The sequence below is a fragment of the Thioclava pacifica DSM 10166 genome, assembly GCF_000714535.1.
GTDB classification, from domain to species: Bacteria; Pseudomonadota; Alphaproteobacteria; order Rhodobacterales; family Rhodobacteraceae; genus Thioclava; species Thioclava pacifica.
In genome coordinates this window covers 75826-88258 of record NZ_AUND01000041.1, presented here as the reverse complement: position 1 = coordinate 88258, position 12433 = coordinate 75826, and the positions used below count along the sequence as shown (strand labels likewise).

11 protein-coding genes are annotated in these 12433 nt (G+C 61.8%); 3 read left to right on the top strand and 8 right to left on the bottom strand.

Annotated elements, in window-relative coordinates; all coding sequences use genetic code 11:
• Nucleotides 1-18 precede the first annotated feature (18 nt).
• From TP2_RS17075 to TP2_RS17065, 3 genes are read right to left on the bottom strand one after another with little or no spacing between them, the layout of a single operon-like run.
• The gene (locus TP2_RS17075) at nucleotides 19-1926 is read right to left on the bottom strand and encodes a tripartite tricarboxylate transporter permease (RefSeq protein WP_038079987.1); all 1908 of its coding nucleotides are present in this window, start codon (nucleotides 1924-1926) and stop codon (nucleotides 19-21) included.
• A gap of 36 nt (nucleotides 1927-1962) precedes the next feature.
• On the bottom strand, nucleotides 1963-2946 hold the full coding sequence (locus tag TP2_RS17070) for a Bug family tripartite tricarboxylate transporter substrate binding protein (RefSeq protein ID WP_038079985.1): 984 nt from the start codon (nucleotides 2944-2946) through the stop codon (nucleotides 1963-1965).
• Between the two features lie 33 nt (nucleotides 2947-2979).
• Nucleotides 2980-4692 carry a class I adenylate-forming enzyme family protein gene (locus TP2_RS17065; RefSeq protein ID WP_169739556.1) on the bottom strand — a complete coding sequence of 571 codons (1713 nt, stop codon included), beginning with the start codon at nucleotides 4690-4692 and terminating at the stop codon, nucleotides 2980-2982.
• Between the two features lie 51 nt (nucleotides 4693-4743).
• Between TP2_RS17065 and TP2_RS17060 the strand changes: the two genes are divergently transcribed.
• Nucleotides 4744-5985, top strand: a complete 1242-nt coding sequence (locus tag TP2_RS17060; RefSeq protein WP_169739555.1) for an AMP-binding protein — start codon at nucleotides 4744-4746, stop codon at nucleotides 5983-5985.
• Between the two features lie 55 nt (nucleotides 5986-6040).
• Here TP2_RS17060 and TP2_RS17055 read toward each other — a convergent pair whose 3' ends face one another.
• Entirely contained in the window at nucleotides 6041-6628 is a 588-nt protein-coding gene (locus TP2_RS17055) for an outer membrane protein (protein ID WP_038079981.1), read from the bottom strand.
• A gap of 189 nt (nucleotides 6629-6817) precedes the next feature.
• Nucleotides 6818-8275 (bottom strand): class I adenylate-forming enzyme family protein, encoded by a 1458-nt coding sequence (locus tag TP2_RS17050; protein ID WP_038079980.1) that lies wholly within the window; start codon nucleotides 8273-8275, stop codon nucleotides 6818-6820.
• 453 nt (nucleotides 8276-8728) lie between these two features.
• Between TP2_RS17050 and TP2_RS17045 the strand changes: the two genes are divergently transcribed.
• Nucleotides 8729-9292, top strand: coding sequence for a peptidoglycan L,D-endopeptidase MepK (locus TP2_RS17045; RefSeq protein WP_084714448.1), 564 nt, complete (start codon nucleotides 8729-8731; stop codon nucleotides 9290-9292).
• A gap of 17 nt (nucleotides 9293-9309) precedes the next feature.
• On the opposite strand, the gene TP2_RS17040 is transcribed toward TP2_RS17045, so the two are convergent.
• The 3 genes from TP2_RS17040 to TP2_RS17030 all read right to left on the bottom strand — a co-directional run bounded on the left by TP2_RS17040 (nucleotide 9310) and on the right by TP2_RS17030 (nucleotide 11222).
• Complete coding sequence (locus tag TP2_RS17040; RefSeq protein ID WP_038079978.1) at nucleotides 9310-9618, bottom strand: hypothetical protein; 309 nt, start codon at nucleotides 9616-9618, stop codon at nucleotides 9310-9312.
• Nucleotides 9619-9723: 105 nt separating this feature from the next.
• Nucleotides 9724-10542, bottom strand: a complete 819-nt coding sequence (locus TP2_RS17035) for a GNAT family N-acetyltransferase (protein WP_038079975.1) — start codon at nucleotides 10540-10542, stop codon at nucleotides 9724-9726.
• Nucleotides 10539-11222, bottom strand: coding sequence for a GntR family transcriptional regulator (locus tag TP2_RS17030; RefSeq protein ID WP_038079974.1), 684 nt, complete (start codon nucleotides 11220-11222; stop codon nucleotides 10539-10541). The genes TP2_RS17035 and TP2_RS17030 overlap by 4 nt, the downstream gene beginning before the upstream one ends.
• A gap of 228 nt (nucleotides 11223-11450) precedes the next feature.
• Between TP2_RS17030 and TP2_RS17025 the strand changes: the two genes are divergently transcribed.
• Complete coding sequence (locus tag TP2_RS17025) at nucleotides 11451-12425, top strand: ABC transporter ATP-binding protein (RefSeq protein ID WP_038079973.1); 975 nt, start codon at nucleotides 11451-11453, stop codon at nucleotides 12423-12425.
• Nucleotides 12426-12433: the final 8 nt, after the last annotated feature.

The following is a 12433-nucleotide window of genomic DNA, read 5'->3' as shown; positions in this document are numbered from 1 at the left end:
CAGTTATGAGGCCCGCCACTAAAAAAGAAGTGGGGCGGGCCATGTCTGAGGCACGAGCAGATCGAATAGGAACCAGAGTGCTGCAAGCACGCCGACCATGATGCCCGCGAGGTGCGGCAGGCGATAGCGATAGATCGCGGCAATGATCAGAAGAAATGCTGCCGTTCCAGTGAGATGTCCGAAGGCCAGTAGAAGCGCCGAAAGGAGGCAAACGAGGGCGATGAACTTGATATCCCCTCCGATGGCCCAAGCCGTGATTTCGCGAGGCTTTTTCCACCACAACAGGCTGCGGCCGATCAAGATCAAGCTCAGCGAAAGCGCGAGTGCGGAGGTCGCGGTCGGAAAGATCATGGCGGAGAAAGGCAGGGTACGAAGGCTTATCAATCCCGCCGCAAAGACGAACGCAAGCAAGATAAGGAAGGCGAGATCGGCGCGCTTTGGCGGAACGCGGGTCCGACCTGCGCGGGCGCGAAAACCTTTGAGGATTTGTCGTGCGACAAGTGCGACTGCGACTGCGAGAAAAAGGACGACCAGCGGCTGAGACAACCAGGTCCAGCCCGAGATTTGGTAGGAGAGAAAGAAGAAGCTCTCGAGGTTGTGGCCCAGAACGAAGCCCAGCGCAAAAGCCGGGCGTGACCAGCCAAGCCCCCGCAACATGATCCCCAAAGCGCCGAAGATCAGCAGGAAGAGGAGATCCATCACATCCTTATGGAGCTGGTAGGCGCCGAAGACCACAAAGACCATGGCGACCGGCACCAAGGTCGTTCCCCGCACTCTCGCGATCCGAGCGAGAAGCGGCGTGAGCCCCAGGCAGGCCCCTGTCGCAACGAGGTTTGCGATTGCGATGGTCAGGATCATCGTGATCACCAGCGGTGCATGGTCGTCGAGCATGCGCGGCCCGGGCACGATCCCGTGCAGGGCGAAGGCGCCGAGGAGGATCGACATCGTGGCCGAGCCCGGAATGCCGAAGGCGAGCGTGGGTAGCAGAGCGCCGCCTTCCTTGGCGTTATTGGCGCTCTCGGGGGCGATCACGCCACGGATGTTTCCTGTTCCGAACTCCGCCTCATGGGGTTTGCGTTTTCGCGCGGCATCGCCATATGCGATCCATTCGATCACCGTCACGCCGACCCCCGGCAAGGCGCCCAGACAGGCGCCGATCCCGCCCGAGCGAAGCACGAGACGCCAGTTTCGCAACGTGTCGCCGATGCCTTGGCGCAGTCGCGTGCGATCCTGACCTTCGGCCTCCTGACTGACGCCGCCACGGTTGAGGATCGAGGCGAGTTCCGGAATCCCGAAGATACCTAGAAACACGAGAGCTACGGGAATGCCGTCCCAGAGGTAGAGCAGGTCGAAGGTCCAGCGTTCTTCCCCGGCATGTGGATCAAGGCCGACGCAGGCGACCAATGCACCCAGGCAGGCGGCGAGCAATCCCTTGAGTTGATCCTGTCCCGAGAGCATTGCGACCAGCGTCAGCCCGAATATCGTGATCGCCAGCAGATCTCCGTAATTCAGCATCAGCACGAGCGGCCGCATGACGGGCAAAGCGAGCGACAAAAGGACTGCGCCGAACAGCCCGCCAATCATCGAGGCAGAGTAGGCCGCTCCGAGGGCGCGTGCGGATTGCCCCTGTTTGGCCAAGGCGTGGCCATCCAGAACCGTGGCGGCCGAGCCCACCGTTCCGGGCACACCGATCAACACGGCCGGGATCGTGTCTGACGTTGTCGTGACCGAGGCCATCCCAAGCAAGAGTGCGAAGGCGGCGACCGGGTCGAGCGTGTAGGTCAGTGGAACGAGGAGCGTGAGGCCAAAGAGGCCCCCGATACCCGGAATGACGCCGACAACGAGGCCCAGAACGACCCCGCCCAGCAGCAGACCGAAATTGCCGGGGCTGAGAATGTCGCCCAAGGCCGCCCAGAGGATATCCATCGCGTCTCGCCTAACGCAGGCCCAAGTGCATATGCCTCACTCGACCAGCTCACGGGCCCGTTGCAGGATTTTCGGATCGGAACCGAGCAACTCCGCTATATACGCTTCGACTGTCGCGCCATCCGTTATCGTCGATACGATCCCGCGTTTCTTCGCGTCCGCAAGAAACTCCGGGTCGGTTGCGAGAGCATCGAAGGCGGCGCGAAGAGTTGCGACCTCGGCATCCGGCGTGGCGCCCGCGACGATGTAGGGATGATGCATACGCGTCGGCGCGAAGACAATCGAGAGCGCTGCGCGATCGTCGGGGTTTTTCACCAGATCCAGGAGGAAGGGCTCTCCCTGAATGGAGCCACGGCTTGCGGTGCCAAGCTCTGCCAGGATCCGGTAGCGATCCAGCGTATCCGCCTGATTGAGCGTGGTCACGCTGATGCCGCAGCGCACCTGTACATCCCCGCGTTCCATCGCGAGATTGATCTCATTGCCGCCGCCGAACCCGGTAACGATGTCGAATTTCCCGTCGAAAGCCTTCTTGATCGCCGCGACATAGGTATAGGTCGAACTCGACTTTCCCGTCGCTCCCGCCTTCGCATTCGAAGCGATGAAATCCTCGACTGAATTGATCCCGGAATTTTTCGGCGTAACACAGTAAGAGGATTCATTCGAGGCGCTCGCGATGTAGCGCACATTGCGCGGATCGAAGCTCTCCGTATCCGGATCGAAGACGGGTTTCAGGGCGAGCGCATTGCTCACCGACGCGATCTGGCTTCCATCCGCGGCGCCGCGTGTCTCGATCAGCCGGGCGAGCTTGAGGCTGCCCGCGCCCGGCACGTTCTCGACGATGATATCCGGCGATCCTGCGAGGTAACGCCCGAGATGATCCGCGATCAGGCGGGCCATGGTGTCGTATGAGCCGCCCGGTCCGTACCCGACCTGAATGGTGATCCGGTCGCCTGCCTCCACGGAGCCGGCCAGCGCAGAAAAGGCGAATGCGAGCGGCAGGAGGGTGTTTCGAAATTTCATCTCGTATCCTTGTGTCAGCGGGGAAGGGAGGGGTCAGGCGGTCTCGGCACGCCATTCGACGAAGGCGCGCGTGAGCCCCTTGCGATCGGCCTTGCCGGCAGCCGTGAGTGGAATTTCAGGTAGAAGTGCAACGTGAAACGGAAAATCGGTTCCGAGCCGATGCGTCATGTGATGACAGAAATCCTCGAGCGCGAAGCCTTCTTTGCCCACTATCGCGAGGCCGATCTCGTCCATGCCGTTCTCGACCGGAGCGCGGAAGGCGATCACTTCCGCGACATGCCCATGATCGAGCGCGAGCGCTTCGAAATGGCTTGGGGCGAACTTGTTGCCACCGACATTCAGAAGATCCGAGAGCCGACTGGTCAGCTCGAATGACCCGTCGGGCAAAAAGCGCCCGACATCCCCCGTCGCAAACCATCCGTCGGCATTCACGAGCGGCTGTCGCGACGGGTAGTCGAGAAGAGCGATCTCCGGGTCCACCTGCAGAAGAAGTTCGCCCTCTTCACCGGGAGCGGCGAGGCGTCCATCTTCCTTTCGCAGCTGGGCCGGGTAATCGGAATAGATCCGGCCCATTATCCGGCTCCCTCCTTCGCGCGTTGCCGGACGAAAATGGGCGATCGAACCCGTTTCGGAGCTGCCATAGGTGTTGAAAAGTTCGCAGCCGAAAATCGCCTCCGCCTCGCGGGCCGTCTCGGGTGAGACCGCGCTGCCGCCAAGAACGATTTGCTGCAAACCGGAAGGCCGGAAACCGCTTTCACGCGCGGTGCGCAAAAGCTTCTCGAACACATGTGGGGGGGCGAGCAATTTCGTCACCCCATGCGTGTCCATCATGTGCAGTGTCGCCTCCGGGGTCGGGGCCATGCCAAGTTGCAGGGAGCCTTCGAGAAAGAGCCGGAGGAAATGGTTTGTCCCCGGCGACGAGACCGACGCGTAACCGACCAGCGCCGGTCCTTCGACCCAAGCCCGGTGTCCGGCGCTGCGCAGGATGCGCGCCGACTGGTTCGTGGCCGTGATCAACCGTAGCTTCGGGACGCCAGTGGTCCCCGAGGTGCTGCGGATCATGGCGCCGCCCTCGACGAGAGGTAATACTCGTCGGGGCGGTGCGATCCAGCTGGGATCGATCGGGATAAAGCGCGTCTGTCCACTGGCTTGTGCCTGCGCGCTGTCTCCCAGATACCATTCGGGTTCCGAAACGCCGTTCGCTGCAAGGACCTCGTAGGGCACATTTGTCGCCGTCGCCCCGAGATGCATGACCGCAAGCCGCAGCAACATGTTTGCGATCCGGTCTTGCAAATCGACCACGACGGTCTGACCAGCCGAGACCCCTTTCGTCTCGAGGCGATCAGCGAAAGAGAGGATCATCAACTGGAAGTTGCGAAAGGAAACCGGCTGCCCCGAAGGGTCGAGCATCGCGACCCGATCGCCATAGGTTTCGGCCGAGTCCCGCAGCAGGCTCAGGATGTTTTGCGCCATGGCTTCCCCCTGCGTAAACACTAACCTCAGTGGAAAATTCCAGCAAGCACCACAATGTCTTGACGCCGTATCTTTACGGGGGTCGAATGTGTGGCGAACCAGCCTTGAGAGATATTCGTGAGCCTCATCGACAGTTTCGCGCGCAGCGCACTCGCCGGCCCGGACAAGATCGCCCTGATCACCGAACGGAGCCAGTTGAGCTTTGCGGATTTGCTTCAGCTGGTCCAAATCTTTGACGGTAAACTCGCGGCACAGGGGCTGAGCTCGGGTCAAACAGTCGTGCTCGAGGCGCGCCGCGCGGAATTCGCGATCACGATGGCGCTTGTGGCGAGCCTGCGCGGGTATTGCCTTTCGCTCGTGCGGCCGGAGCTGATGCAGGCGGCCGGCCAGGAATTCGACCTTGTTCTCTCCGATCAGGAGCGTTCTGCCGATCCGCGTTACCTGACCATCATGCCGGATTGGTTCGCAATGATGGGCGCGCAACCCCAGACGGATTTTCGTGACCAAGGCGGTGCGGCGCGTTTCATCTTCGGCTCTTCGGGCTCGACCGGGCGTGCCAAGTTGATCTGCTCGGAGGAAGCCGACCGGGAGGAGACGATGCGGCAGACCCATCCGCTGCCTGGTGTCGATATTTCCACCCGTCGATACCTCAGCACGCTTCCGCCGAGCAATGGCATGGGCTTGAACAGCTATCTGTGGGTCTTGATCAATGGAGGCAGCGCGGTCGCTCTCGATCCGCAATCGCCCTCGCTCCTGCCGTATATCGATCTCTACCGCGTCGATACGATCGGCAGCACGCCCGGCATGATCCCGAAACTGCTGCGGGAGGCAAACGCCGCGCAATATCTTTCCGGCGTCCGTGACGTTCGCTTTGGCGGAGCGCTCAGCAGTGCCGAGTTGCTTGATGCATTCTCGAAGATCTGCCCGGCGCGATTGCATTTCGGCTATGGGGCCGCCGAGATCGGAACGTGTTTCCATGCGCAATATGACCCCGCGACCCCGCCAGAGATGGGCTATGTCGGTCGCCCCGCGCGTTCCGATCTGGAAGTAGCCTTCTTCGATGAGGGCGGGGTTCGGCGCGAAGAGGCCAGCGAGGGGTTGATTGGACTTCGGCTGGCCGGGGCGGCGGCGCGACAGTATCTTGGTGACACATCGCAAGCTGTCGACTCTGGCTCCGGATTTCGCGACGGATATTTCCTGCCCGGAGATTTCATGCGCCGTGAGAACGATGATTTCTTCCTGATCGGCCGGACCAAGAACATCATAAACTTTTCAGGCAACAAGGTTTCGCTCGAGACGATACAGCAACTGCTGGAAGCCGCTTTCCCAGACACCAGCTTCGCGCCTCTCGTCGATTCAGGCGCGGATGGGCTGGAACGCATTTTCCTGATCTACAGCGGCAGCTCTGAACACGACACCGGGCAGATCACCGCCCTGTTCGAGCAGGCATTCCGTGGGATCGAGATATCGCGCCTCCTCCGGCTCGACGCTTTGCCAATGACCGAAAGCGGGAAAGTCGACTTCGAAGCTCTGCGCGAGGCCCATCTGGGCAGAGGAGCTGGCTGAAACGAGAAAGGCCGGGCATTGGCCCGGCCTTTGGAATTCACGTGATCGGCAGAGATCAGAAGCGGAAGCCTGCGCGAACGCTCACGGTGGTCATGTCATCGATCTTGTAGCCGTAATATTCGTCGACCTTCGCGCCGAGGTGGCGCTTGAGCACTTCTGCGCCGATGAAGCCTTTGGAGCCGATGCCGGTCTCGAAGCCGAGGCCGAAGCTCGCGCCATTTCCGTCGGAACCTCCGACCGGGGCGTTTTTCACGTCGACATCGGCCATGCTGTAACCGACGACACCATAGACGAGCGTGGTGCCGAAGGTTTTGCCGAAGCGTGCCTTCAGATCGACGACGTCCTTGATTTCGAACTCGCTGTAGCGATCAACGCCGTAGCCCGTGCTGTAGGCGATCTCGCCACCGGCAACCCAGTTGTTCGCGAGTGCGAAGTTGTAACCGAAGAAAATGCCGCCCTGCGAGCCGTTGACGCCATAGCTGTCGGAGCTGTAGCCGATGAACTTCATGTCGCCGGCAACCGGCAGGTTGTACGACAGACCGCCATAGAGGCCCGCGACATCCTGAGCTTGTGCCGTCGAAGCCATCCCCGCCAGAACTGCTGCGCCGCTAGCAAATGCGATTTTCGCCGGGTTCTTCTTCATATCACTCATATCCCCTTTTGATCAGCAAGCCCCACCCACAAGGCACTGCCTCGAAACTCACAAGTACGTTAACAAAAGATTGATCCAGTCGCCAAGGCAGAACGCGACCCGACGTCAATTTCCGGTACAGATCGGTGATTTGGGGTGCAAACGTTGCATCTCAGTCACAAACGCTGCGGAAGCTTCTGCCTAGTTTTTGCGCCTTTCGTTCGCACGTTGCGCACGCATGGCGATGACCATCGCCATGCAGGCATCGCGGTCCGCGCGCCCCGTCGATGTACGGGGCAGCTTGTCGGCAAAGAGAAACCGCTCGGGCACGGCTGCACGACCCGCAGCGCTGAGCACGGCGATCTTCGCACTCGCCTCGATATCGGACGGGTGTGTTCCGGGGGTGATGGCCAGGAATGCGGTCAGTCTTGCCGTGCGGTCGGGGCGCGGCATCATGAAGGTGATCGCATCGTCTATCCCGGAAACGCCTTGCAGGATCCGGTCAAGGAGCTGTGCGCTGACATATTCCTCTCCGATCTTGAGCCACTCATCGGTTCGTCCGGTCAGAACGAGTTCGCCCGCAGGAGTGGTCCGGGCGAGATCTCCTGAATAGAGCCATCCATCGTCGAAGGCCGCTGTGTTTGCGTCCTCACCTGCGAGATATCCCAGCACAAGCGAAGGGCTGCGAAGTCGGAGGATTCCTTCGTCTCCTTCCGGCACCATGTTGCCCTCGGCGTCGACAATCTCGAATTGCCCCGCACAAGGCACGGGGAGCCTGTTGAGTTCGCCTCCCATCCGCTCCGTTACGATTTCCGCGGTAACCGGCCCGATTTCAATGGGGCCGAAAACCAGTTCCAAGTTGTCGAAATGACTCAGAAGATGTCTCAAGACCGTCTCGGGTAGACGGTTTCCGATGATCCGGGCGCGCGGCAGCTTCGGGGGGGCGAAACTCGTCTCGCATAACGAAAGAAAATGCCCTGACGCGCCGATCACGAGGGTCACTTTAGCGCTCGCCCATTGCTCAGGCGCCATGCCGGCGACGATGCATCCCCCGGATGTCAGAGCCGCAATGGCTTCGGAGAGATAGAACCACGACCCCGGCGGAAAAAGCGACACGATGCGCGCCCCGCGAGGGGGGGCGGGATATGAAACGGAACGCAGTCGCTCCATCACGATCTTCGGGCTAAGGGCGACCAACTCGACGCGACCGCGACGGCCTTCGACCGGGTGCAGGAGCCATGCCTCATCTGGATCAAGATAGCCGGGAAATTGCGCTCGCATCGCGGTTTCCGGCGGGCGAGCCCAGCTCTCATCAAGGCGAACGCCCTTCGGCAATACCGGCTCGTCATCCGCCTGAAGCACGATATCCGCGTTGAGACGCCGATCCGTGAGCAAATCGTCATGGCCATAGGACCAACGCATGCCCAGAAGCGCCGACGCGAAGAGCGACACGAGCACGACAGCCGGATCCTGCGCCCGTACGAGGATCGTATCGCCCGCGCCGAGCCCACGCGCTTGCAGGTGTTGCGCCATGAAAACGACGAGAGGCTGCATCTCGGCGTAGCGCAGACGCCCATCACGGAAAAGCAACGCCTCGGCCGCCGGTGTCGCCTCCGCCTGGCGCAGAAAAGCGAGCCCGAGATTGTAATCCTGCGCCATGAAAACGCACCTGCCCAGAAAACGAGTTGAGCCCGCAAACTGACTTGCCCTTGCAGGCAAGGCAACAGCTTAGTCCGGCGGGGAAACGACGAGAGCCGCAGTGCTCACATGGAAATCTGCTGGCACAATCCCAGTGTGTTTTGCGAAATGGGGAACTGCGTCTCACCCATTGTGTGAGGAGACCAGAGGGAGCGTGCCGAAAGAATCGGCCCTTCATCATGCTTGATCCGGAGTTGCCGCGGCCGTGAAGGGCGGGCCGCATCCAGTCGCGCTCCCGTCAACGAGATTTCAGTTTTTCGCACGCGAGATCACGGTGGTTCAGATCTGCTCGATCAGGTGTGCCCGATCGGCGAAAGCCAGCCAAGGCGGCGGCATTTCTTTGCCCATTTTTCTCACATTTCGAGGCGCGCCCTTTCGCCTGGTCCGATTTTTTCGACTTTGCGCGCCAGGTAAATGGAACCGAATGGGATCTTTCACTTCATGGTACAATCAAACCGAATGCTCCGTCGCCAGTTTCTCGTAGCGAGCGCATCCTTTCTCAGCACGCCCTTCGTCGCCACGGCGGCGCGGGCCGGTCAAGCTCAGGAGCGCCGTTTGCAATTTCACAACCCACATACCGGCGAGCATTTCGACGCGGTCTATTTTTCGAATGGGCGATATCGGAACGACGCGCTGAGCGAGTTCTATCGGATCGCGCGCGATTGGCGGCAGGATGCCGAGGTCAAGATCGATACGCGCACGATCAACGTCGTCTACAAGATCCAGACGCTTTTGGAGAAGGAGGGGCCGTTCCAGCTCGTGTCCGGATATCGCACGCCGCAGACCAACCACCTCGTACATGGTGCCAAGCACAGCTTTCACATGCGCGGCGAGGCGCTGGATATCGCGCATCCCGAGGTCTCGACGCGCCTTCTTCACAAGGTGGCGCTGCATGTGCGTGGCGGCGGCGTTGGGTACTACCCGCGCGAGCATTTCGTCCATGTCGATTGCGGGCCGGTCCGTAGCTGGACGGCGTGACCCGATAGCCCGAGGTCTTACTGTCCGGGCGGGCCGATCAGAAGAACGCGCCGGACATTGCGGTTCGAACGCTCGGCCAGGCGCTGCTTCGCGGTCGTCATCTTCACCTGAGCGATCTCGAAGTGAAGAAGCGCCCGGCTACGAGCGTCGAACAGCCGTCGCACGCGAGAGCCGGGATTGCCGATCATACCCGAATGAAGCGGGGCGCCCTTCGGAAACCAGTCATTGAGGCCGCGAATTGCCATGCGCCACGCTCTGTCGGCTTCGATGTAGCGCTCGAAGGCGAGGCGCAAGGCACGACGGCGCGTTGTGAGTTCAGGTCGCATCTTCTCTCCTCCCCAGAAGTTTCGACTCGCTTTGATTATAGCAGAAGCGCCTGTGAGGGTCAGGTTTCAGAGCATGACGGCATCGGCGCAGGGGGGCGCCGGGGGTCAGCCGAGCTCCATCGTCGCGATGGCTTGGATGCGGTGATCATCGCGCGGCTTCGGACCGCGATACATCCGGGCGGTCTCGAACCCCATCGAGAAACCGCGCGCCAATAGCGTCTCGCGGAGCGCATGATTGGCTTCGGGCAGATCGATCGACACTTGCGCGGGGGCGAGGATGCCAACCGCGGCTTCGGCGAGCCCGAGCGCCTCTTGCGCAGTTGGCGCGATGATCGGCCCGATCTTCGCCCCCTCGCGGCATTGGCGGATCGTGGCGAAGCCTGACCGGTCCGAAAGAACCACGCTTCGTCGTGAAGCGGTAGGCTGGAGCCAGGCCCCCAGAAACGCGGCGCGCGACAGACCGCTGGCGCCGGTATCGAGGGCGATCAGATGCGGGATGTCTTCCGGCGCAACGTCGCGAATGTCGGAGCCGCTCCGCGATGTCAGCTGGCCGGTGAAGCGCTGTGTCGCGCCGCTGCGCACGAAGCCGGATTTCGCATAATTTGCCTGCTGCGCGGCCACGCCATCAAGCCCGACGGTCCGCGCACCCGCATGGTCCAGCGCGTGTTGCCAAAGCGCATATCCAACCCCTTGGCCGCGCGCGTCCGGCCGACAGATGTAAAGCCCGAGAAAGGCATGATCGGCGTCGTGGTTGACGACAGAGATCGCTGCAATCGGGGTGCCCTCCCGCTCTGCGACGAAGAACCCCTCGGGGTCGGCGACCTGAAACGCGGCGGCGTCGTCGCGCCCGGGATTCCAGCCCTCTGCGGCGGCCCATTCGAGTACCGTCTCGATCTCTGGCAGGGCCGCGACCCGCAGCTTCATCCGCTCAACGCCTCGCGCAGGCTCGCCGGGGCCGAGGACCGGTTGCGCAGGTCGAGCGACGAGACGAGGTCGAGGAGATGCCCGCGCATCAGATCCTCGGCGAGCACCCCATCTCGCGCGGCGAAGGCGCGCATCAGCGCGTGATGGGCATGACTTTCGCAAAGCGCCCCGCGTCTTTGCCAGTAGAGCGCGATGATCAGCGACGAGCGTGCAACGAGCTGAGTGATGAATTCCGCGATCGTGGCCTGATCGGCAATCCGCGCGATCTCGAGGTGAAACTGGCCCGAGAGATAGAGGGCGCGTCCGGCTTCGCCTTCGCGGATTGCCGCGTGCTCCTCGTCAATATGGCGCTGAAGGGCCGCGAGGTCGTCGTCAGTGATCCGTTCAGCCGCCGAACGGGCGGTGCGCGGCTCGAGCAGGGCGCGGGCCTCGAAGACTTCGCGGGCTTCACGCACCGAGGGCTGGGCGACGTAGGCGCCGCGATTGCGCTTGAGTTCCACCAGACGGTCATGCGCGAGCTTTTGCAGCGCCGCGCGAATTTGCGTGCGCGACACACCGTAAATCTCGGCGACCTCGTCTTCGGACAGCTTGGTGCCGGGGGCAAGACGATGTTCGTGGATCGCCAATGCGAGATCGGCGGCGATCATCTCGGGGTCGGCAGGGCGCAGGCTCTTATTCATGTCTTTCAAATCTCCACGCCAATCTTGAGCCACGCCGGGGTCGCGTGCAACTCCGGATACTCTGTCGACACAATCGTATACAATCCTGTTTTACAAATTGTGCGCTTTGTCGCGAAGGCTGCACAAATAGCAGGCAAAGCCGGATTCACGCATCTCGAACGTCTGTTTTCGGTTCGTGAAGGCGTGAGTCGCCCCGCAGTCTGGGCTCAGGACACGGGAAGGAAAGCGATGCGCACACCCCACGATCTGGAATTGGTGAAGCTGACCAAGCGTTATGGCGACACGGTCGCGGTCGATGCGATCGATCATGTCTTCGCGCCTGGGAGCTATGTCTGCCTGCTCGGCCCCTCGGGCTGCGGCAAAAGCTCGACCCTGCGGATGATCGCGGGGCATGAAAGCGTGAGCGAGGGCGCAATCCGCCTGAACGGTCTCGATATCTCGGCCTTGCCGCCAGCCAAGCGCGGTACGGCGATGATGTTTCAGAATTACGCGCTCTTTCCGCATCTCTCAGTGAAGGACAATGTTGCGTTCTCGCTGCGGATGAAGGGCGTGGACAAGGCGACGCGTCACAACAAGGCGATGGAGCTTCTCGAACTTGTCGACATGGCGCATCTCTCCGAGCGTCTTCCCGCGCAGCTTTCGGGTGGGCAGCAACAGCGCGTCGCGCTGGCGCGCGCGCTGATCAGCGAACCCGAAGTCCTGCTGCTCGACGAACCGCTTTCCGCGCTCGATCCCTTCCTGCGGGTGCGGATGCGTGCCGAGCTCAAGCGATTGCAGCGCGAGCTCGGCATCACTTTTCTCCACGTTACCCACGGTCAGGACGAGGCGCTTGCGCTCGCCGATGAGGTCGTGGTGATGAACAATGCCGTCATCGAACAGGCAGGCCCCGCGCGCGCGGTTTTCAACGCGCCGCAGACCGAGTTCGTCGCGCGCTTCATGGGGGGACACAACGTCGTCACGCTGAACGGCGTGCGCCATGCGATCCGCTCGGATGCGGTGCGGCTTGGCGCAGACGGGCTGCCCGCGACGGTCAGTGCAATCGAATATCAGGGCGACCGCGTCGCGGTGACGGCCCAGGCCGAAGGGCAGGAGCCGATCATCGCGCTGATGAGCGACGAAGCCTTCTATTCCAATGACATAAACCCGGGCGCGCAGGTGCGTCTTGCCTGGGATGAGGGGCGGCTGCACCGCCTCCGTGCCTGAAATCGACA